General features: G+C 59.7%; 16 protein-coding genes. 7 read left to right on the forward strand and 9 right to left on the reverse strand.

Annotation, left to right across the window (positions count from 1 at the left end; all coding sequences use genetic code 11):
* Positions 1-243: 243 nt before the first annotated feature.
* From AB4P91_RS03595 to AB4P91_RS03605, 3 genes are all read right to left on the reverse strand, one after another.
* A complete protein-coding gene (locus AB4P91_RS03595; RefSeq protein ID WP_395604331.1) occupies positions 244-1,608 on the reverse strand; it encodes a DUF3999 domain-containing protein in 1,365 nt (454 codons plus the stop codon).
* The gene (locus AB4P91_RS03600) at positions 1,605-5,177 is read right to left on the reverse strand and encodes a DUF2339 domain-containing protein (protein ID WP_395604332.1); all 3,573 of its coding nucleotides are present in this window, start codon (positions 5,175-5,177) and stop codon (positions 1,605-1,607) included. The genes AB4P91_RS03595 and AB4P91_RS03600 overlap by 4 nt, the downstream gene beginning before the upstream one ends.
* Positions 5,178-5,430: 253 nt before the next feature.
* Positions 5,431-7,881, reverse strand: a complete 2,451-nt coding sequence (locus tag AB4P91_RS03605) for a glycogen/starch/alpha-glucan phosphorylase (protein ID WP_395604333.1) — start codon at positions 7,879-7,881, stop codon at positions 5,431-5,433.
* 258 nt (positions 7,882-8,139) lie between these two features.
* On the opposite strand from AB4P91_RS03605, the gene AB4P91_RS03610 reads away from it, so the two are divergent.
* Positions 8,140-8,577: a YkgJ family cysteine cluster protein gene (locus AB4P91_RS03610; protein ID WP_042557215.1), complete on the forward strand. Its 438-nt coding sequence runs from the start codon at positions 8,140-8,142 to the stop codon at positions 8,575-8,577.
* Positions 8,578-9,000: 423 nt separating this feature from the next.
* Here AB4P91_RS03610 and typA read toward each other — a convergent pair whose 3' ends face one another.
* Positions 9,001-10,821, reverse strand: a complete 1,821-nt coding sequence (gene typA / locus AB4P91_RS03615; RefSeq protein ID WP_042557214.1) for a translational GTPase TypA — start codon at positions 10,819-10,821, stop codon at positions 9,001-9,003.
* Positions 10,822-10,960: 139 nt separating this feature from the next.
* A complete protein-coding gene (gene thiI, locus AB4P91_RS03620) occupies positions 10,961-12,415 on the reverse strand; it encodes a tRNA uracil 4-sulfurtransferase ThiI (protein WP_150593900.1) in 1,455 nt (484 codons plus the stop codon).
* A 327-nt stretch (positions 12,416-12,742) separates the two neighbouring features.
* On the opposite strand from thiI, the gene glnA reads away from it, so the two are divergent.
* The 5 genes from glnA (at position 12,743) to ntrC (ending at position 18,384) form a co-directional block, all read left to right on the forward strand.
* Complete coding sequence (gene glnA / locus AB4P91_RS03625; protein WP_042557212.1) at positions 12,743-14,149, forward strand: glutamate--ammonia ligase; 1,407 nt, start codon at positions 12,743-12,745, stop codon at positions 14,147-14,149.
* A gap of 352 nt (positions 14,150-14,501) precedes the next feature.
* Complete coding sequence (locus tag AB4P91_RS03630) at positions 14,502-15,014, forward strand: DUF4124 domain-containing protein (protein WP_395604938.1); 513 nt, start codon at positions 14,502-14,504, stop codon at positions 15,012-15,014.
* The gene (locus AB4P91_RS03635; RefSeq protein WP_395604334.1) at positions 15,011-15,634 is read left to right on the forward strand and encodes a DUF4124 domain-containing protein; all 624 of its coding nucleotides are present in this window, start codon (positions 15,011-15,013) and stop codon (positions 15,632-15,634) included. Before AB4P91_RS03630 ends, AB4P91_RS03635 begins: the two co-directional genes overlap by 4 nt.
* 231 nt (positions 15,635-15,865) lie before the next feature.
* Positions 15,866-16,951 (forward strand): nitrogen regulation protein NR(II), encoded by a 1,086-nt coding sequence (gene glnL / locus AB4P91_RS03640; protein ID WP_150593895.1) that lies wholly within the window; start codon positions 15,866-15,868, stop codon positions 16,949-16,951.
* Entirely contained in the window at positions 16,948-18,384 is a 1,437-nt protein-coding gene (ntrC, locus tag AB4P91_RS03645) for a nitrogen regulation protein NR(I) (protein WP_042557208.1), read from the forward strand. The genes glnL and ntrC overlap by 4 nt, the downstream gene beginning before the upstream one ends.
* A gap of 623 nt (positions 18,385-19,007) precedes the next feature.
* Here the strand turns inward: ntrC and AB4P91_RS03650 are convergent.
* The gene (locus AB4P91_RS03650) at positions 19,008-19,445 is read right to left on the reverse strand and encodes a hypothetical protein (protein ID WP_150593894.1); all 438 of its coding nucleotides are present in this window, start codon (positions 19,443-19,445) and stop codon (positions 19,008-19,010) included.
* On the opposite strand from AB4P91_RS03650, the gene AB4P91_RS03655 reads away from it, so the two are divergent.
* Positions 19,444-19,899 carry a tRNA (cytidine(34)-2'-O)-methyltransferase gene (locus AB4P91_RS03655; protein ID WP_150593893.1) on the forward strand — a complete coding sequence of 152 codons (456 nt, stop codon included), beginning with the start codon at positions 19,444-19,446 and terminating at the stop codon, positions 19,897-19,899. The two genes, AB4P91_RS03650 and AB4P91_RS03655, sit on opposite strands and share 2 nt — an antisense overlap.
* A 97-nt stretch (positions 19,900-19,996) precedes the next feature.
* On the opposite strand, the gene secB is transcribed toward AB4P91_RS03655, so the two are convergent.
* The 3 genes from secB to AB4P91_RS03670 are packed head-to-tail and all read right to left on the reverse strand — an operon-like array spanning position 19,997 to position 21,208.
* On the reverse strand, positions 19,997-20,482 hold the full coding sequence (secB, locus tag AB4P91_RS03660) for a protein-export chaperone SecB (protein WP_042557206.1): 486 nt from the start codon (positions 20,480-20,482) through the stop codon (positions 19,997-19,999).
* A 56-nt stretch (positions 20,483-20,538) separates the two neighbouring features.
* Positions 20,539-20,793: a glutaredoxin 3 gene (gene grxC / locus AB4P91_RS03665; protein ID WP_150593892.1), complete on the reverse strand. Its 255-nt coding sequence runs from the start codon at positions 20,791-20,793 to the stop codon at positions 20,539-20,541.
* A 1-nt stretch (position 20,794) separates the two neighbouring features.
* The gene (locus AB4P91_RS03670; protein ID WP_042557204.1) at positions 20,795-21,208 is read right to left on the reverse strand and encodes a rhodanese-like domain-containing protein; all 414 of its coding nucleotides are present in this window, start codon (positions 21,206-21,208) and stop codon (positions 20,795-20,797) included.
* Positions 21,209-21,354: the final 146 nt, after the last annotated feature.

A 21,354-nucleotide genomic window follows, 5' to 3' on the forward strand; every position in this document is an offset into this window, starting at 1 on the left:
ATTGCTTGTATCAGACGTGAATGGGTGCAGAGAGTTCAGGTAGCGGGTTTAGCGTAGCTGGAAATGGGATGGGTGGTGATTCGCGGATGGCAACCGGTTGAGTATGTTTGTCGACTGGATCGGCCGCCTTCGCGAGCAAGCTCGCTCCCACAGGGATCTCGATTGATCACAACATTTGTGCCCACTGGAGACTCCACTGTGGGAGCGAGCTTGCTCGCGAATGGCGCGCAGCGCCGGCCATTATCAGGAATTGGCAGGAGGCTTGCGCAACAGACTGAACGCCATCGCCCCAAGAAACACCACACTCAGCAACAACACCGCCCACAACCCGATCTTCTTCCAATTGGTCTGCGCCACGGCCGCTATGGTCGCGGTCGACGTCTGGGTTGCGACCACATTTGCCTGAACCGTCGCCTTGCCCAACGTCGCCAGTTTCTCCGGTTTGAAATCCGGTATCAGCGTCGTCAACGGCAGATTCGCCGTTTTCACATTCGGATTGCCTAACGCCAGACTGTACGGGCCCTCCCCTCGTGCGAGGAAGATCACCTGCGTCGCCCGCACCGCATATTTCAGGCTCGGCACCTGATCACCCAAACCGCCGCCGCGCTCATCCACAGTCAACTTCAACTGCTGCACGGTTTGCCCGTACAGCTGCATTTCGTTCTGCACCACGTCCTGGGCATTCTGCGTCAGGCGATAGAGCAGACCGCTGCTCAACGTCTGCCACGGCAGGCTGCTCTCGCGCCGGCCGGCCAAGGTTACCGGCGCCAGACTGTTCGGTTGTTTCAGCTCAACCTGGACCCGCTCGACATTCAGCCCCATTGGCAATTGCCAGGTGTATTCGCCGGGTTTGCTGCTACTGCCCGCCAACGCTTGCGACCACACCAACGGCAGCGGCACGTTGCGCGGGTCGCTGCTTTTCAGCTGGGCCGAGGTCAGGATCGGTGCCGAGTTCGGCGACTCCCAGAGCAGGCGCAGATAACGCGCCGATTGCCCCGGCAAAGTCACCTCATGCTGCTCGATTCGCTCATCGGAAAAGGTCAGCCGCGCCACCTGACCCTCGCCCCACGGCTGCCAACGCTGCAAGTCGTCACTGGCCTCGATGCTGAAACGCTGGAAGCCATCGCGCTCGCTGGTCCAGTCGAGGATCAACTGCTGCAACGGCGCCTTGATCGCACTGGCATCGAGCAACCAGCCGCGCAGCACTTCTTCACCCGCCTCCAACTGACTGGATGGCTGCACCTCAACCAGCGTGCCGTTGGTGGTGGATTGCACCCGGACGTTGGGCGCGCGCTCCGTGGCGTCGGCGGCGTTGTACAGCGGGAACCACTTCACTTCGTGCAACTGGCCGTCGTCGCGGGTTTTCGCCGATTCGCGGGCCAAGGCATAGGCCTGTGGTTCGCCGGCAGCGTTGAACACACGCAAGTCACTGAGATCGGTCTGGCGCGCCTGCAATTGCGCGCTCAGCGGCAATTCCAGGCGATACCACGGCCCATCGCCCGTCACCGACAGCGGCACCTGCGTGGCGAAGTCCGCCGATTTTTCCTGAGCGCCGGCAACCATCACCACGCCCAACGCCAACCACCCCAGATTCAGCATGCGACTCAAGATGCAACTCCTTCGGTTTCCGGGGCTGGCTTTTGCGCCTCCGGGTCAGCTTCGACGCGTTTGGGTGGCAGCGGCGCAAAGTAGCCCACCACCAACAACAACACGCCGACGCCGATAAACGAGACGATCCGGGCGAGGCCGCCACGGTTGCTCAGTTCGACAAAAATCAGTTTGGCCACCACCAGCGCAATCAGCGCTGCGCCGATCAGCCAGACTTCGCGACGATGACGCAGGTGTCCGCCGATCATCAGTCCCAGCGCCATCAGCGTCCAGACGATGGACAACCCGGCCTGCACCAGCATAGAAGCGAGCAGTTGATCGAGTTCGAATGGAATGCCGGCCCAGTGGTGCGCGGCGCGCGTCACCAACGCGGTGCAGAAAGCGAACAGAGAAACCCCGGCGACCAGTTGCGTGGCGTAATCGGCGTAGTCCTGACGGATCGACAGCTGCGAAACTGCACTGCGCGACCAGACGTAAACGCCGAACAAGGCGAACAGCAAACCCAGTTCCAGCGGATTGAGCAGCGGCACGTACGGCAAGGGTGCAGCGTTACCATCGCTGACCCCGTTGGCCAGCCAGAACCACGCAAGCATCAACACTGCCAAAGGCGCGGCGGCATACAGACGATATTCGCGGGCGAACGCCGCCACCGGCCAAGGCCAGTTGCGTTGGGCTGCCGCCAGCAACAAATAAAGGCTCGGCAGAAGCGCCCAACCCAACCAGCGCCAGGCGTTGTATTGCTCGGACAACAGCAGCAAGCCGTAGCGCAACTCCAGCGCGAGCACGCCGATCAGCAGCCAGCAACCGAGCACATGGGCGGTGCTCAAGGCGCGTGCCGGCAGCATTGGCGCCACACGGCGCAAGCTGAAGAAGTGCACAGCGAACACCAATGTCCACGCCACCCAGCCGAAGTCAGCCGCCGGGTGATAACGCGAGTGCCAAGCCGCCAGCAACACCCAGCCTGCCGCGGGGATCAGCAGCGTGCAAAGCACGCCGAGCGCCGGCCACTTCAAGCGCAGCGACAGCAGCGTCCACAACACAACACTCAACGCCGCTACCAACAGCAGCAACGTACCTTGCAGAGTCACCGGTGCAAAACGCAGCACCTCACTGACCCACGCCAACGCCCACCAACCAGCGCCCCACACCAGCAAGACTTGGGACAGACGCTGCAAACTCAGCGCATCAAATGCTGAAGCGTGATTGCCCCGTTGCAGGCGCCAGGCACCGATCATCGCCGCCAGCCCCAGCACCAGCGGCGTCCAGAACCCGCCATGGGCCAACGGCTTCAGACCTTCGGCAGACAACGGCCCGAGCAACTCGGGGCCGGCGAGCAAAAACGCCGCGCCACCGATCACCTGCAACAGCAGTCCGAAGACAAAACTCACTCGCTGTTGGAGATACAGGCTCAGCCAGATAATCAGCAAACCGCTGGCGGCCCACACTGCACTCGCCGTTTGCCACGGCAGGACAAACAACACCGCCAGATTGATCAGCACCAGACCGGCCAGCAGCACCACCGACAAACCGCGCAACAGGCGTACGTCGCCGCGCACCATTTCGTCGCGAGCGGCCAAAAGCATGCCGGCGATCAGCGCCAGGCCAATCAACGACGCACTGAGCAGACCGCTCCAACCGGCGCTGAAGACTGCCGCCGAATCTTCGCCAGCGCCTTGCAGCCGCAGCAGGAACAACGCACTGCCCAGCAATTGCACCCCGAACGCGGTGAACAGGAACGTGCGCGATTGCAGCCGCAGGCCTACAAACAAGGTCGCCAGACCGGCCAACGCCCAACTGATCGCCGTGCCCTGGATGAAGAAGAACAACGGCGCCAGCAGATAAAGGAACGTCAGCCCCAGGCACGCCAATACCGGCAACCCCTGGCGTTCCCAAGGCGAAGCCTGCTCCGGCGTGGCGTTGCGCAGTTGATAGAAGCTGAACAACAGCGCCGCGCCGAGCATCAACGCGCCCAATGGAGCACCATCGAGCAGGCTGCTTTCCCCGACGTTCAATTGGCTGAGAAACGCCAGCGCTGAACCGAATTGCAGCAACAACGCAAAGGCCCGTGCGAACGGCCGTTGCTGACGCAAGCCCAGCCAGAAAATCCCTGCGCCCTCCACCGCCCATGCCGCCGATGTCCAGCGTGCATCAAGGCCCAGCGGAATCGCCAGGCTGGCGAAAATCACCCCGAGTGCCAGACAGGTTTCGCCGAGCAGCACCGCGCGCCCGCCCATCAACACTTTGGCCAGGCCCATGTAAATCATGCCCAGCGCCAGGGCACTGAATGCGGCGGCGAACTCAAGATGCTGGACCAGCGCAAACTGCAACCCGAAGCCCACGATGGGCGGGCCGAACAGCATCGTTCCGTCAACGTAATCGCCCTTGCGCGCCGACCAGTGCAGCAGCGCCTCGCGATCACCGTCCGCAGGAGCGTCGGGCATATCGAGCAATTTACGCCGGGCAAACAGCAGGCCGATGGCGAGGTACATCAGGAAGAACAGAATCAGGAATGGCTCGGTGCTCCACAGCAGTTCCGGCGCGTACGAGCGCAGGCCCCAGGCGAAACCGATACCGAAAGTGCCGACGAAGCCGATCAAGTTGAGCAAGCGCCAGGCCTTGAACCAGGCGATGGCGAGAATGCCGGCATTGAGCAGTGCGAAATAACTGAACAGTGCGACATGGTTGCCGGCGCCGGTCGAGGTCAGGATCGGTGCGGCGAAACCGCCCAACGCAGCCGCCGCAGCCAGGCCCAACGCATCTTGCGTGATAGCGAGGATCGCCGAGAACACCGTGACCGCCACCAGCAAACCCAGGGCGGCGGACGGATCAAGCAGCGGATGCAATCGCATCGCCGCAAACACCGTCAGGTACAGCACCGCGATCCCGGTGCCTTGCAGCATCAATGCGTAGCCGTTGTTACGCTGGCGCAGCCACCAGCCCAGCGCCAGCAGACCCAATGCCGCGGCCGCGACCCCGGCGTAACGCAATTCGATTGGCACCACCATGCCTTCGGTGGCGTAACGCAGCAGAAACGCCAGACCGAAAAACAACAGCACCACGCCGACACGCAGCACGGTGTTGCCGCCGAACAACCAGTTGCGTGCAGCGCTGATGCCGCGCTCGACAACATTCGGGCCACGGGGTTCGGCGGGTTGTTTGGGTTCGGTAGTGACGGCGTCCAGACGCCAGACATCGTCCGGCAATGGTTGAACGGCTTCGCTGGCGACGGCGGATATTGGCTCAAGTTCGGGCGGCAACTCCCAAACCAGTTCGGGTGCCGGGGCGCCTTCGACGATGTCGACAGACTCACTGACCGGTTCAACGCCTGGCGGTGGCACCGCATGAGACGGCGAGCCTTCCAGCAAAAACAGACGCTGGGCAACGCCTTGCAAAGCCACCCTCACCTGTTCAAGTTGGTGCTGTTGCTCCGCCATCTGCGTGCCAAGGCGCGCGATGCGGATCGTCTGACCGATCGCCAGCCCCAGCAACGCACCCAGCAGCGCATCACTGAGCGACTCGTCGAGCAGCCAGCCGAGCACCAGCCCGATCAACATGAACATCCATTGCATGGTCGATATCCCTAAGCGGCCCACAGGGGGGCGAGTCCGGCGATTGCTTCAGTCTAGGCACAAACCTTGTGGGAGCGAGCTTGCTCGCGAAGAGGCCAGCAGATTCAACATTGAAGTTGACTGCCCCGACGCTTTCGCGAGCAAGCTCGCTCCCACATTTGTTCCGCGGTGACTGATACGTCCGGTAAGCGGCGCTCAGTATATCGATCCGGCCCAACAACCGTTGGGCCTTGCGTACATTTGTTGCGGAAAATTACTCCAGCGCCTTCCAGATATCCGTGGCGTACTCGCGAATCGTCCGGTCGGAGGAGAACCAGCCCATCCGCGATGTATTCAACACCGCCGAACGCCACCAGTTATCAGCGTCATGCCAATGCGCTTCGACACGCTTCTGCGCCTCCCAGTAGGAGTCGAAGTCGGCGCAGACCAGGAAGCGGTCGTAATCCACCAGCGAATCGATCAGCCCGGTATAGCGCGAAGTGTCATCCGGCGAGAACACGCCGCTGCGGATCGCTTGCAACACATCGTTGAGGCGATGGGATTCCGCGATGTCCGGCGCAGCGCTGAACTCGTGGTTCTGTTTGCGCGCTTCAACCTGCTGGGCGCTGAGGCCGAAGATGAACATGTGCTCGGCGCCAATACGCTCGCACATCTCCACGTTGGCGCCATCGAGGGTGCCGATGGTCAGCGCACCGTTGAGGCCGAACTTCATGTTACTGGTGCCCGACGCCTCGAAACCGGCGGTGGAAATCTGTTCTGAAAGGTCCGCTGCCGGAATAATGCTCTCCGCGAGGCTGACGTTGTAGTTGGGCAGGAACACCACTTTCAACAGGCCACGCACGGTCGGATCGTTGTTCACCACTCGGGCGATATCGTTAGTCAGCTTGATGATCAACTTGGCCTGGTGATAACTCGCCGCCGCCTTACCGGCGAAGATCTTCACGCGCGGCACCCAGTTGACTTCCGGCTCAGCGCGAATCGCCTGATACAACGCCACGGTGTGAAGCAGATTAAGTAACTGGCGCTTGTATTCGTGGATCCGTTTGACCTGCACGTCGAACATCGCCGCCGGATTGACCGCGACCCCCAGCCGTTCATGAATCAGATAGGCTAAGGCTTTTTTGCTGTGCAGACGTTGTTCGGCGAAGGCTTTGCGGAACGCGGGTTGCTCGGCGAATGGCTCCAGATCCAGCAGACGTTCTTCAGGGTTGTCGAGCAGGTCCGGGCCGAGGGCATCAACCAGCATCGACGTCAGCTCGGAGTTGGCCTGGTACAGCCAGCGGCGGAAGGTGATGCCGTTGGTTTTGTTGTTGATCCGCTCCGGGTAAAGCTTGTGCAGCTCGGAGAATACGGTTTTGCGCATCAGTTGCGTGTGCAACCCGGACACGCCGTTGACGCTGTGCGAACCGAGAAACGCGAGGTTGCCCATGCGCACCCGACGACCGTTGTCCTCTTCGATCAGCGACACCGCGCGCAGCACGTCGAAGTCATGAATGCCCTTGGCGCGCAGCGAGTCGATGTGCTGCGCGTTGATCAGGTAAATGATCTGCATATGCCGTGGCAGCATGCGTTCCATCAAGCCGACCGGCCAGGTTTCCAGCGCTTCGGGCAGCAATGTGTGGTTGGTGTACGAGAGCGTATCGACCGTCACCTGCCACGCCGCATCCCATGCCACATCGTAGACGTCGACCAATTGGCGCATCAGTTCGGCGACGGCAATCGAGGGGTGCGTGTCGTTGAGCTGGATGGCGGCGTGATCGCCCAGGGTCAGCACCGAGGTGTGCGTGTTGCGATGGCGACGCAGCAAATCCTGCAACGAGGCGGCGACAAAGAAGTATTCCTGACGCAGGCGCAGTTCCTGCCCGGCCTCCGTGCTGTCCGCCGGGTAGAGCACGCGGGAAATACTTTCGGCACGGGCCACTTCGGCGACGGCGCCCAAGTGGTCACCCGCGTTGAAGCGCTCCAGGTGCAGATCTTCCATCGCCCGCGCACGCCACAGGCGCAAGGTATTGACGCTCGCCCCGCGCCAACCGACTACCGGTGTGTCGTAGGCAATGGCGCGGACGGTCTCGGCGGGTGACCAGACTTGCCTGGATTGGCCGTTGGCATCGATGACGGTTTCCACGCTGCCACCGAAGCCGATGGGGTAGGCGACTTCCGGACGCTCGAACTCCCACGGGTTACCGAAATCCAGCCAGTGCTCGGTCTGTTCCTGCTGCCAGCCATCGACAATGGCCTGACGGAACAAACCGTGTTCGTAACGAATACCGTACCCGTGGCCAGCAATGCCGAGGGTCGACATGCTTTCCATGAAGCACGCCGCCAGTCTGCCGAGGCCGCCATTGCCGAGCGCCGCGTCGGGCTCCAGCAGGCGGATGCGCTCAAGATCGACGCCGAGTTCGGTCAGGGCTTCACGCGCCACATCGAGCAGGCCAAGGTTGCTCAGGCTGTCGTAGAGCAAGCGGCCGATGAGGAATTCCAGCGAGAGGTAATACACCCGCTTCTGACCTTTGCGGTAGATCTGCCGGGTGTGGTCCATCCAGTGCTCGACCATGTGATCACGCGCGGCCAACGCAATGGCTTCGAACCAGTCATGGTCGAAGGCGTGATCAGGGTCTTTGCCCACTGCATAGGTGAGTTTGGTCAAGACGGCGTCGCGGAATGCGGCCACCTCTGCTTCGCGAACTAGTGGTTCTTGAGTCATTGATACGACCTCGGGCGAGCGGGGAATTGTCTGAGCCTAGACGGTCTGACCGACGGCAGAGGCTCTGGTTCGGCAGTATTTCCTGAGACCGTGAGACGGCCCGGCATTACCTTGGCGGATGAGCTAATGAATGCAGGGGCCGTGCCGAATTGTTCGGCAAATTGCCTGCATGCAGAAAAAATCTGGCGAAAGGTTGTTCAAAAATCCACCAGTCCCGGTATGATCGCGCGCCCTGATGCACACGCCTGGTAACTCCCGATGATGAAGCCCAACCTGATTGCCGCCGCCGAGATCGATCGTCTCGATACGTGGGCCAAATATACGGCCCCGATGTGTGGCTCTTGTATATCCAGCTGCTGCACACTGCCGGTCGAGGTCAAGATCAAGGATCTGGTGCGCATCGGCGTGGTCGACGAGTTCGAACTGGGCGATCCGCCGAAAAACATCGCCAAGCGTCTGCAAAAGGAAGGCCTGGTTGAACGTTTCAATCAGAAGTCGGGCATCTTCACCCTCCAGCGCATGAGCAACAACGATTGCTACTACCTGGATCGTAAGAGCCGCCTGTGCACCATTTATGACAAACGCCCGGACACTTGCCGCAACCACCCGAAGATTGGCCCACGGCCAGGGTATTGCGCGTACAAGCCGAAGGAAGTGGTGCGCGAGCAGAATTTTCGGGCGATCGAGAAGTTCTGATATTTGCGCAGCGTTTCAGATCCAGCCCCTCACCCCAGCCCTCTCCCGAGGGAGAGGGAGCCGACCGAGTTGTCTTGCGCCGTACATCGACCTGAAGCACCCCGTCGATTATGGATTCGGTACGGCCCGATCAGGTCGGCGTATCGCTAAAGCATCCCCCCGATCCAGTCTCCTCGCCCTCCGGGAGAGGGAGCCGACCGATTTGTCTTGCGCCGTACATCGACCTGAAGCACACAGACGATTATGGATTCGGTACAGCCCGATCAGTTCGGCGTATCGCTAAAGCATCCCCCGATCAGTCCCCTCTCCCTCCGGGAGAGGGCTAGGGTGAGGGGCTCTTGATCTTCTACACAAATCCCAGACAAACAAAAACGCCCCCGGTCTCGCGACCGGGGGCGTTTTCATTCAGCCTGAACTAAATACTTAGATCTTGGCTTTCTTGGCAGCGCGGGTACGCTCGCTTTCGTCCAGGATCTTCTTGCGAAGACGGATGGACTTAGGAGTAACTTCGCACAGCTCGTCTTCCTGGATGTATTCCAGAGCCTGTTCCAGAGTGAACTTCACTGGTGGAACCAGAGCGATGGTTTCGTCTTTACCCGAAGCACGCATGTTGTCGAGCTTCTTGCCTTTGGTTGGGTTGATACCCAGGTCGTTGTCGCGGCTGTTCTGGCCGACGATTTGACCGGTGTAGATCTCCTGACCGTGTTCAACGAACAGCTTGCCACGCGCCTGCAGAGTTTCCAGGGAGTAGGTCAGCGCCTTGCCGGTTTCAACCGAAACCAGAACGCCGTTCTGACGGCCGGACATGTGGCCCGACTTGACGGTGTCGTAGCGATCAAAGATCGAGGTCAGGATGCCAGCACCGTTGGTCAGGGTCAGGAACTGGTTACGGAAACCAATCAGACCACGAGCAGGGATGTTGTATTCCAGGCGCACACGGCCTTTGCCATCCGGCACCATGTTGCTCAGGTCGCCCTTACGCAGGCCCATTTCTTCCATCACTTTGCCCTGAGCTTCTTCAGGGATGTCGATGGTCACGTTTTCGAACGGCTCTTGCTTGACGCCGTCTACTTCACGAATGATCACTTCCGGACGGCCCAGGGCCAGTTCGAAGCCTTCGCGACGCATGGTTTCGATCAGTACCGAGAGGTGCAGCTCACCACGGCCGGACACCTTGAACTTGTCAGCGGTGTCGCCTTCTTCAACGCGCAGAGCAACGTTGTACAGCAGCTCTTTGTCCAGACGGTCCTTGATGTTACGGGACGTCACGAACTTGCCTTCTTTACCGCAGAATGGCGAGTCGTTTACCTGGAAGGTCATCGAAACGGTTGGCTCGTCGACGGTCAGAGGCTTCATCGCCTCGACAGTGTCCGGGTGGCACAGGGTGTCGGAGATGAACAGCGAGTCCATACCGCTGACGCAAACGATATCGCCTGCGAAAGCTTCTTCAACGTCGATACGGTGCAGACCGTGGTGACCCATCAGCTTCAGGATACGACCGTTACGCTTCTTGCCGTCGGCACCGATAGCCACAACCGGAGTGTTCGGCTTGACGCTACCACGAGCGATACGGCCAACGCCGATAACACCCAGGAAGCTGTTGTAGTCCAGTGCCGAGATTTGCATCTGGAACGGACCTTCACGGTCAACTTTTGGCGCTGGAACGTGGTCGACTACCGCTTGGTACAGCGGGGTCATGTCTTCAGCCATGTCGGTGTGATCCAGACCGGCAATGCCGTTCAGGGCCGAGGCGTAAACAACCTGGAAGTCCAGTTGTTCTTCGGTAGCACCGAGGTTGTCGAACAGGTCGAAGATCTGGTCCAGAACCCAGTCCGGACGCGCGCCTGGACGGTCAACCTTGTTGATGACCACAATCGGACGCAGGCCGGCTTCGAAAGCCTTCTTGGTCACGAAACGGGTTTGCGGCATAGGACCGTCTTGAGCGTCAACCAGCAGCAGAACGGAGTCAACCATCGACATTACACGTTCAACTTCGCCGCCGAAGTCGGCGTGGCCCGGGGTGTCCACGATGTTGATGTGGTAGCCGTTCCAGTTGATGGCGGTGTTTTTCGCCAGAATGGTAATACCGCGCTCTTTTTCCTGGTCGTTGGAGTCCATCACGCGCTCGTCGTTGAGCTCGTTGCGCTCCAGAGTGCCGGATTGACGCAGGAGTTTGTCTACCAGGGTGGTTTTACCATGGTCAACGTGGGCAATAATGGCGATGTTGCGTAGATTTTCGATCACTTGTGTATCTCGATCAGAGGATTCGGTTTGCTGACAAGTCTTGGCAGCGATTAGCAGTAGTGTCCGGCATGGCCGTTACAGCTTGACGGCGGTGTCGGGGGGCCGGTGACGCAGGCCACAGGCAAACAGCCCCGGGCACTTAGCTCGGTCGATAAACGCGCACATTGGCATGCCCCTCACTGAGCAAATGGTGGGCATGCAGGCGACTCATCACGCCTTTGTCGCAATACAGCAGGTACTGGCGAGTAGGGTCCAGTTCCTTGAAACGTGCGTTCACTGCATAGAACGGCATCGTCTGTACCTCTATGCCGGCAAGCTCCAGCGGTTCGTCTTCAGCGGCATCCGGGTGACGGATGTCGATGACGATCTGACCGGCCAGCGCTTCGCCGACTTCTTCAATCTGCAAGTCCTGGCCCAATTCATCGATGACTCGATCAATGGCGACCAGTTTGGCGTTGGCGAGCGCACGCTCGAGCACCGCCATGTCGAATTCTTTCTCTTCGTGTTCAACGCGGCCACGCTTGGCGGCGGTCTTCGGATTGACCGAGATGACCCCGCAGTACTCCGGCATGTGCCGGGCAAAATCGGCAGTGCCGATTTCGTTGGCCGTGTCGATGATGTCCTGTTTGTGCGCGACGATCAGCGGGCGCAGCACCAGCTTGTCAGTCACGCAGTCGATCACCGACAGGTTCGGCAGCGTCTGGCTCGAGACCTGGGAGATCGCTTCGCCGGTGACCAGTGCATCGATGCTCAGGCGGTCGGCGATGACAGAGGACGCGCGCAACATCATACGCTTCAATACGACGCCCATATGACTGTTATCGACTTTGCCGAGAATTTCGCCCAACACTTCTTCGAACGGCACACTGACAAATAGCACGCGTTGCGAGCTGCCGTACTTCTTCCAGATGAAGTGCGCGACTTCCATCACGCCCAATTCGTGGGCACGACCGCCCAGATTGAAGAAGCAGAAGTGCGCCATCAGGCCGCGGCGCATGATCTGGTAGGCCGCAACGGTGGAGTCAAAGCCGCCAGACATCAATACCAGCGTCTGCTCCAAAGCGCCGAGCGGGTAACCGCCGATGCCGTTGTGCTGGCTATGGATGACAAACAACCGTTTGTCGCGAATTTCCATGCGGACTTCGATTTCCGGCTTTTTCAGGTCGATTCCAGCGGCGCCGCACTCACGGCGCAGCTTGCTGCCGACGTATTTTTCGACGTCCATCGAGCTGAACACGTGCTTGCCTGCACGCTTGCAGCGCACCGAGAAAACCTTCCCCGCCAGCGCATCGCCGTAGTGCTGTTTGCACTTCTCGGTGATGTCGTCGAAGTCGCCCAGCGGGTACTCGTCGATCTGCAAAAAGTGTGCGATGCCCGGCATGCACGTCAGGCGCTCGCCCATTTCTTTAAGGGCTTTGGCGTCGGTAACACGGGTTTCCAGTTCGAGGTTGTCCCACACACCGTTCACCACCACAGCCGGGTCCAGATCGCGGAGCACGGCGCGGATGTTTTTGGCCAACTGGCGGATGAATTTCGTCCGGACAGGTCGACTCTTGATGGTGATCTCGGGGAAGACTTTTACGATTAGTTTCATGAAAACAGCGCGCGCAGGGCCAGCCGAAAAAGGGGGGCGCGGATTATAGCGGAAATTGCTCAAGGTTTAACCAGTTAATGTGCAGAAGGTTTTGCATGCACCAAAACGGGTCATTTTCAGATTGAGGCGCTACATTAGAGGGCGTTAATTTCTGCATTAAGAGGTTTTGCACCTTAATAAGCGTGAATATGGGGCATAAAACCCATGCTGGGGCACTGGCATGCAATTTGCTCCCTTGTGAGGCAGGTTGCCTTGGCAGAGTATTCGCGCCGGCATCACCACTATTAAGGGCATCCACTACCCGCCCTAATTCACCCGGAGGACACTATGTCGAAGTCGGTTCAACTCATCAAAGATCATGACGTCAAGTGGATTGATCTGCGCTTCACGGACACCAAAGGCACTCAGCACCACGTGACCATGCCGGCTCGCGATGCGCTGGAAGACGATTTCTTCGAAGTCGGCAAGATGTTCGACGGTTCCTCCATCGCTGGCTGGAAAGGCATCGAAGCCTCCGACATGATTTTGCTGCCGGACGACGAAACTGCCGTTCTCGACCCGTTCACCGAAGACGCCACCCTGATCCTGGTGTGCGACATCATCGAACCGTCGACCATGCAAGGCTACGATCGCGACCCGCGCGCCATTGCTCACCGCGCCGAGGAATACCTGAAGACCACCGGTATCGGTGACACCGTCTTCGCCGGCCCAGAGCCAGAATTCTTCATTTTCGACGAAGTGAAATTCAAGTCGGACATCTCCGGCTCGATGTTCAAGATCTACTCCGAACAAGGTTCCTGGATGTCCGACCAGGACATCGAAGGCGGCAACAAGGGTCACCGTCCTGGTATCAAGGGTGGCTACTTCCCGGTTCCGCCGTTCGACCACGACCACGAAATCCGTACTGCCATGTGCAACGCACTGGAAGAAATGGGCCAGACCGTTGAAGTTCACCACCACGAAGTGGCGACTGCCGGTCAGAACGAAATCGGTGTCAAGTTCAACACCCTGGTGAAGAAAGCTGACGAAGTTCAGACTCTGAAATACGTTGTACACAACGTTGCCGACGCTTACGGCCGCACCGCTACCTTCATGCCGAAGCCGCTGTACGGCGACAACGGTTCGGGTATGCACGTACACATGTCCATCTCCAAAGATGGCAAGAACACCTTCGCGGGCGAAGGCTATGCCGGCCTGTCCGAAACCGCTCTGTACTTCATCGGCGGTATCATCAAGCACGGTAAGGCACTGAACGGCTTCACCAACCCGGCCACCAACTCCTACAAGCGTCTGGTGCCAGGCTTCGAAGCGCCGGTAATGCTGGCCTACTCGGCCCGCAACCGTTCCGCCTCGATCCGTATTCCATACGTCAACAGCCCTAAAGGCCGTCGTATCGAAGCACGTTTCCCGGACCCGGCTGCCAACCCGTACCTGGCTTTCGCAGCACTGCTGATGGCCGGCCTGGACGGTATCCAGAACAAGATCCACCCAGGCGATGCCGCTGACAAAAACCTGTACGACCTGCCGCCTGAAGAGGCGAAAGAGATCCCACAAGTTTGCGGCAGCCTGAAAGAAGCCCTGGAAGAGCTGGACAAGGGCCGTGCGTTCCTGACCAAGGGCGGCGTGTTCTCCGACGACTTCATCGACGCTTACATCGCGCTGAAATCCGAAGAAGAAATCAAGGTCCGCACCTTCGTACACCCACTGGAATATGAGCTGTACTACAGCTGCTGATCCGGTAGCGCCGCGCTACGCGGCGTGACAAAAAGAGGCCTCCTTCGGGAGGCCTTTTTTATTGCAGATCAAAAAAACCCCTCACCCTAACCCTCTCCCGGAGGGAGAGGGGACTGACCGGAGTGACTGGGTGTTCTACGCCGACCTGCGACTCCACTACTGAGCCCGGGCTGGCCAAGCCTGCGGACATGGTGGTCGTTCAGGTCGATGTATTCCAAGAAATCAACACTGTCGGTCCCCTCTCCTTCTGGGAGAGGGTTAGGGTGAGCGCATTACCAGATATGTACCAAATTGGGCCAACCGCCGCGACTGGCCTATGCTGCACCCCATCGTATCCAATCCGGTCGATTTCATGGGTCGCACCTATCTCTACCTTCTCCTGTTGTTCGCTCTGCCCGCCCACGCGCAGATCTACAAATACACCGATGCCAACGGCCAAACGGTGTACAGCGATCATTCGCCGGACGGCGTCGACGCGCAGCCGGTGGAGTTGCCGCCGCTCAACCGTGTCGAGTCGCAATCGCCGAGCACGCCGCCAGCGGTCGAGACGGACAACCGCCAGCCTGAGCGCAACGCTTATGAGGTGCTGGAACTGGCCGGCCTACCCACTGAAGAAGCCCTGCGCGCCAACAACGGCACCTTCACCGTCAATGTGCTGATCAAGCCGCGCCTGCAACCGCCACATCAATTAAGACTGGTTTTGGACGACGAGTCTTACGGGCAGCCGAGCAACGTGCCGATCCTGCAACTGGTGAATGTCGATCGCGGCGAACATCGTCTGGCCGTGCAGGTGATCGACGGCGAAACGATCGTCCAGCAGAGCCCGCCAGTAGTCTTCACCGTGCAACGGGTGCACAAGCCATGATCCGCGCATGGCTGATCGCCGGGCTGGCCATGACAGCGCTGCACGCTTCGGCCGAGGTGTTCACTTATATCGATGCGCAGGGCAATCGTGTCTACACCGATCAGCCACGCGGCAACGCCAAGCGGGTGCCGCTGGCCACCAGTAATCGCATGCCGGCTACGCCCACGGCGGCTGCGCCGATGACCACCGCGAAAAAATCGCCGGAACAACCTCCGTTCCATTACGACATGCTGCGCGTTCTGGTGCCCGAGCCCGACGCGACCATTCGCAGCAGCGCCGGTGAGCTGATCGTCAGTATCACCAGCGAGCCTCGCCTGCAAAAGGGCCATTTTTATCGCTTGCTGCTGGACGGCAAGGCCACGGGCGAGCCCGGCGTCAGTCCGGTTTTTCCGCTGAGCAATATCGACCGTGGCAGCCACAGCCTCTCGGTAGAAATTCTTGATGCACAGGGCCGCACCGTCGAGCGCACCGCCAACCAGCCCTTCCACATGCTGCGCATCTCGCTTGCGCAAAAGCGCCAGGTCAAGCCCTGCGTTACGGAGGACTACGGCGTGCGTCCCGAGTGTCCGCTGAAAGACAAACCCGAAGAGCCGAAAAATTCCTTCCTGCGTGTCTTCTAACGCTACTCGACTTTGCGCACTATATTGGTGCAATACAGTGCACCGTACTCACATTCCATCCCATTTTGGTTCGAAACTTCCCGTTCAAGCTGGCAGAACGCCACGCAAACGAGCGTCGAACGCCCGTTTCAGGGGTTGAACGCTTCTTTTCGGAGCCTTGGTTTGGTTTTTGCATTTTCCCTCTAAACACGCTTGTTTCTTGCGCACGCTCCGCCCCCAAAAGAGGCCTTGATGACTATTAGCGACGCAATCCCACGCTTGCTGCTCGACAACCTGACCACTGCCACCATCTTGCTCGATGCCGAATTGCGCCTCGAGTACATGAACCCGGCGGCGGAGATGCTGCTGGCCATCAGTGGTCAGCGCAGCCATGGGCAGTTCATCAGTGAGCTGTTCACCGAGTCCGCCGAGGCGCTTAATTCGTTGCGCCAGGCCGTGGAACAGGCGCACCCGTTCACCAAGCGCGAAGCCATGCTCACCGCCCTCACCGGTCAGACCCTGACGGTGGATTATGCGGTGACGCCTATCCTCAACAACGGCGCGACTTTGCTCCTGCTGGAAGTCCACCCGCGTGATCGCCTGCTGCGGATCACCAAGGAAGAGGCGCAGCTGTCGAAGCAGGAAACCAGCAAGATGCTGGTGCGCGGCCTCGCCCACGAGATCAAGAACCCGCTCGGCGGCATCCGTGGCGCTGCGCAATTGCTGGCCCGCGAGCTGCCGGAAGAAAGCCTGCGCGATTACACCAACGTGATCATTGAAGAGGCCGATCGCCTGCGCAATCTGGTCGACCGCATGCTGGGTTCGAACAAGTTGCCGTCGCTGGCCATGTGCAACGTTCACGAGGTGCTCGAGCGCGTCTGCCATCTGGTCGAAGCCGAAAGCCAGGGCTGCATCACCTTGGTGCGCGATTACGACCCAAGCATTCCCGACGTGTTGATCGACCGCGAGCAAATGATTCAGGCTGTGCTGAATATCGTGCGCAATGCGATGCAGGCGATCAGCAGCCAGAACGAGCTGCGTCTGGGCCGCATCAGCTTGCGAACCCGGACCATGCGCCAGTTCACCATCGGCCACGTCCGCCATCGTCTGGTGACCAAGATCGAGATCATCGACAACGGCCCGGGCATTCCGGCGGAACTGCAGGAAACCATTTTCTTTCCCATGGTCAGCGGCCGCCCGGACGGTACCGGGCTGGGCCTGGCCATCACCCAGAACATCATCAGCCAGCACCAGGGCCTGATCGAATGTGACAGCCATCCAGGCCACACCACGTTCTCGATCTTTCTGCCACTGGAACAAGGAGCCACATCGACATGAGCCGTAGTGAAACCGTGTGGATCGTCGATGACGACCGTTCTATCCGTTGGGTTCTGGAAAAAGCCCTGCAGCAAGAAGGCATGACCACCCAAAGCTTCGACAGCGCCGATGGCGTGATGAGTCGCCTGGCCCGTCAACAGCCAGACGTGATCATCTCCGACATCCGCATGCCGGGTGCCAGCGGTCTGGACCTATTGGCGCGGATTCGTGAGCAGCACCCACGGCTGCCGGTCATCATCATGACCGCTCACTCCGATCTGGACAGCGCTGTCGCCTCCTATCAGGGCGGTGCGTTCGAGTACCTGCCAAAGCCGTTCGACGTTGATGAGGCGGTGTCGCTGGTCAAGCGCGCGAATCAGCACGCACAAGAACAGCAAGGCCTGCAGGTCGTGCCAGCACTGACCCGCACCCCTGAAATCATCGGCGAAGCGCCGGCGATGCAGGAAGTGTTTCGTGCCATCGGGCGCTTGAGTCATTCCAACATCACCGTGCTGATCAACGGCGAATCCGGCACTGGTAAAGAATTGGTGGCCCACGCTCTGCACCGTCACAGCCCGCGTGCGGCGTCGCCGTTCATCGCGCTGAATATGGCGGCGATCCCCAAGGACCTGATGGAATCCGAGCTGTTCGGCCATGAGAAAGGCGCGTTCACCGGCGCGGCCAACCTGCGTCGCGGGCGTTTCGAACAGGCCGACGGCGGCACGTTGTTCCTCGATGAAATCGGCGACATGCCGGCGGACACCCAAACCCGTCTGCTCCGGGTGCTGGCCGATGGCGAGTTCTATCGCGTTGGCGGCCATGTGCCGGTCAAGGTTGACGTGCGGATCATCGCCGCGACTCACCAGAATCTGGAAACCCTGGTGCACGCCGGGAAATTCCGTGAGGACTTGTTCCACCGCCTCAACGTGATCCGCATCCACATTCCGCGCCTGTCGGATCGTCGCGAAGACATCCCGACGCTGGCCCGGCACTTCCTCAGCCGCGCTGCGCAGGAACTGGCGGTCGAGCCGAAGTTGCTGAAAAGCGAGACTGAGGAGTACCTGAAAAACCTGCCGTGGGGCGGCAACGTGCGTCAGTTGGAGAACACCTGCCGCTGGATCACGGTCATGGCGTCCGGGCGCGAAGTGCACATCAGCGACTTGCCGCCAGAGTTGCTCAACCTGCCGCAGGATTCGGCGCCAGTGACCAACTGGGAGCAAGCGCTGCGCCAGTGGGCCGATCAGGCGTTGGCGCGTGGCCAGTCGAACCTGCTCGACAGCGCGGTGCCGGCGTTTGAGCGGATCATGATCGAGACGGCTCTGAAGCATACCGCCGGGCGTCGTCGTGATGCCGCGGTCTTGCTGGGTTGGGGACGAAATACCCTGACGCGCAAGATCAAGGAACTGGGGATGAAAGTCGATGGCGGGGATGATGATGAGGGGGATGAGGGGTAAAAACCTCGTTCGCTCCAATCCTTCGCTGCATTCTGAATCCAGCCCCTCACCCCAGCCCTCTCCCAATGGGAGAGGGGGAAAGGGAACAGATCTTCATGCTTTTCAAAACCTGAGTTCGGCGACGGACTTTCAGGTCGGCGTATCTCTTTAGTATCCCTCGGTCAGTCCCCTCTCCCTCTGGGAGAGGGTTAGGGTGAGGGCAATTCAGCCGTGCACCACCGTAAGGCACTTTGACCCGCAATCGAGCATATCCGGCGGCTGACTACACAAATCAAAACCACCGCAAAACACCAACTTCAAAAACACGAAAGCCCCGTAATCCGGGGCTTTCGTGTTTCCGACAGCTGCTTTTGTTTCAAAAAATTGAAACCTGGCACGCCCCCTGCAATACCGATTACAGGTGATTCGTTTCACCACCCGTTTCGGGGACCTTGGTACAGGCAGGCCGGGGATTCCCCTCTTTACATCGGGCTCGCACCGCAACGCGACGCGACGAGCTCACCCTTTTGGGATCCTTGGTACAGGCAGGCCGGGGGTTCCCTCTTTACACCGGACAGACGCTTTGAGCGAAGTCCAGCCTTTTGGGAACCCTGATACAGGCAGGTCAGGGATTCCCGCTTTTATTACTCTCGCAGGTGAATCTCCAGCCGCCAGCGGTCATCGACCTCGCTGCCGGCCCAATCTCCCTGCAGCGGTCGCGCCGCCAGCACCGTCAGCAACAACCCGCCATCACTCATTCGCAAACGCCAATTCACATCTTTGCCATTGAGCTTGAGCTGGCCTTTCTGCGCCCGCCCATCAGCCTGAAACAACAGCGCCACCGTGCCGTCGATGATCTCGCCGTGCAGTTTCGGTTCGTTGTTGAACCACACCACCAATCCGCTTTCAGTCACGTCGACCTGCTGCAATACGCTCGGATCTGGCGTGGTAAGGCGGCCAATCATCAAACCGATCATCAAACCGACAATCGCCAGCGAACCGATCACCCGCGGGAATAGTTTCGAACGCGAGTCCGCTAGCGGCGTAGAATGCGCGTCATCTTTACCTTCGGAGCCGTGCATGTTTCACGTCATCCTTTTTCAACCAGAAATTCCGCCGAATACCGGCAACGTTATCAGGCTGTGCGCCAACAGCGGCTGCCACCTGCATTTGATCGAACCGCTGGGCTTCGAGATGGACGACAAGCGCCTGCGTCGGGCCGGTCTCGACTACCACGAATACGCCACGCTGCAACGCCACGCCGACCTCGCCAGTTGCCTGGAAAGTTTAGGCAATCCACGCCTGTTCGCGTTCACCACCAAGGGTTCGCGGCCGTTTCATGATGCGGCGTTCGTGCCGGGCGATGCGTTCATCTTCGGCCCGGAAAGCCGAGGCCTGCCACCCGAAGTGCTCGACGCCCTGCCTGCCGGACAGCGCCTGCGCCTGCCGATGCGTGAAGGCTGCCGCAGCCTGAACCTGTCCAACACCGTGGCGGTGGCCGTGTATGAAGCGTGGCGGCAGAACGACTTCAAGTAATTTTCGCCTGACACAAACAAATCGCGGGCAAGCCCGCTCCCACAGGAATGTGCAGAACCTGTGGGAGCGGGCTTGCCCGCGATAGGTATCGGCGCCGTTATTGTACGGTTGGCGTCTCGCCGCTTTCCTGCATGCGCTGCAGCTCTTGCGCGTACAGGGCATCGAAGTTCACCGGAGCCAGCATCAGCGCCGGGAACGAACCGCGGGTTACCAGGCTGTCCAGGGTTTCGCGCGCGTACGGGAACAGGATGTTCGGGCAGAACGCACCCAGGGTGTGGCTCATCGAAGCCGCGTCCAGGTTCTTGATCAGGAAGATACCGGCCTGTTGCACTTCAGCGATGAAGGCGACTTCTTCACCGTTTTTCACGGTGACAGACAGGGTCAGCACGACTTCGTAGAAATCGCCTTCCAGTTCTTTCTGACGGGTGTTCAGATCCAGACCGACCGCCGGGTCCCACTGCTGGCGAAAGATCGCCGGGCTTTTCGGGGCTTCGAAGGACAGGTCGCGTACGTAGATGCGCTGCAAGGAGAATTGCGGTGCGGTTTCTTCTTCGCTGGCTGCAGTGTTCTGTTGGTCAGTCATCTCAGATCCTTTCTGATCTTGGGTCTTTAGGGATTGCTGTACGTGGGTGCAGCCGTTCAGGCCTTGAGCAGCGCGTCGAGCTTGCCGGCGCGCTCCAGGGCGAATAAATCGTCACAGCCGCCGATGTGCTTGCTGCCGATCCAGATCTGCGGCACGGACGTGCGTCCGGCTTTCTGGGTCATTTCGGCACGCACCTGCGGCTTGCCATCGACCTTGATCTCTTTGAAGGCCACGCCTTTGTTCTCGAGCAGGTACTTGGCTCGCGAGCAGTAAGGGCAGTAATCGCTGGAGTAGACGATGACTTCGCTCATGTCACTTCACCAACGGCAGGTTGTCGCCTTTCCAGCTGGAGATCCCGCCGGACAGCTTGGCGGCGGTGAAGCCGGATTTCATCAGTTCGCGGGCATGGGTGCCAGCGGTCTGGCCCAGGGCATCGACCAGAATGATGGTCTTGGCCTTGTGCTTTTCCAGCTCGGCGACGCGTGCGGCCAGTTTGTCCTGGGGAATATTCACCGCGCCAACGATGTGGCCGGCAGCGAAATCCTTGGCTGTGCGAATGTCTACCACCACGCCCGCGTCTTTGTTGACCAGTGCGGTCAGCTCACCGGTGCTCAGGCTTTTACCGCCCCCCTGCATCGTGTGCGCCAGCAGCAGAGCCAGCAGTACGACGAAGATACCGACAAGAATGTAGTGGTTAGTGGCAAATTCAATCAGGTGAGCAACCATCGAAGGAGGTTCCAGGGCGTTAAAATGTCGGCCAGTATACACAGCCACTATGGTGGGCCAAACCCCGTCCGGCGGTGACGCGGTCGGAACTTCGCTTTAAACTCCAACTCCCTTTTCCATCGCCCTCTTCTTTATTAGCCACGAGT

The sequence above is a fragment of the Pseudomonas sp. B21128 genome (assembly GCF_044218865.1).
Lineage (GTDB): Bacteria > Pseudomonadota > Gammaproteobacteria > Pseudomonadales > Pseudomonadaceae > Aquipseudomonas > Aquipseudomonas iridis.

Bases quoted from the DNA above. Each gene is read 5' to 3' on its own strand.
- AB4P91_RS03655 (WP_150593893.1), top strand. From the start codon at position 19,444: ATGTTTCACGTCATCCTTTTTCAACCAGAAATTCCGCCGAATACCGGC.
- AB4P91_RS03605 (WP_395604333.1), bottom strand. From the start codon at position 7,881: ATGACTCAAGAACCACTAGTTCGCGAAGCAGAGGTGGCCGCATTCCGC.
- AB4P91_RS03635 (WP_395604334.1), top strand. From the start codon at position 15,011: ATGATCCGCGCATGGCTGATCGCCGGGCTGGCCATGACAGCGCTGCAC.
- thiI (WP_150593900.1), bottom strand. From the start codon at position 12,415: ATGAAACTAATCGTAAAAGTCTTCCCCGAGATCACCATCAAGAGTCGA.
- glnL (WP_150593895.1), top strand. From the start codon at position 15,866: ATGACTATTAGCGACGCAATCCCACGCTTGCTGCTCGACAACCTGACC.
- grxC (WP_150593892.1), bottom strand. From the start codon at position 20,793: ATGAGCGAAGTCATCGTCTACTCCAGCGATTACTGCCCTTACTGCTCG.
- AB4P91_RS03650 (WP_150593894.1), bottom strand. From the start codon at position 19,445: ATGCACGGCTCCGAAGGTAAAGATGACGCGCATTCTACGCCGCTAGCG.
- secB (WP_042557206.1), bottom strand. From the start codon at position 20,482: ATGACTGACCAACAGAACACTGCAGCCAGCGAAGAAGAAACCGCACCG.
- ntrC (WP_042557208.1), top strand. From the start codon at position 16,948: ATGAGCCGTAGTGAAACCGTGTGGATCGTCGATGACGACCGTTCTATC.
- glnA (WP_042557212.1), top strand. From the start codon at position 12,743: ATGTCGAAGTCGGTTCAACTCATCAAAGATCATGACGTCAAGTGGATT.
- AB4P91_RS03600 (WP_395604332.1), bottom strand. From the start codon at position 5,177: ATGCAATGGATGTTCATGTTGATCGGGCTGGTGCTCGGCTGGCTGCTC.
- AB4P91_RS03670 (WP_042557204.1), bottom strand. From the start codon at position 21,208: ATGGTTGCTCACCTGATTGAATTTGCCACTAACCACTACATTCTTGTC.
- AB4P91_RS03630 (WP_395604938.1), top strand. From the start codon at position 14,502: ATGGGTCGCACCTATCTCTACCTTCTCCTGTTGTTCGCTCTGCCCGCC.
- AB4P91_RS03610 (WP_042557215.1), top strand. From the start codon at position 8,140: ATGATGAAGCCCAACCTGATTGCCGCCGCCGAGATCGATCGTCTCGAT.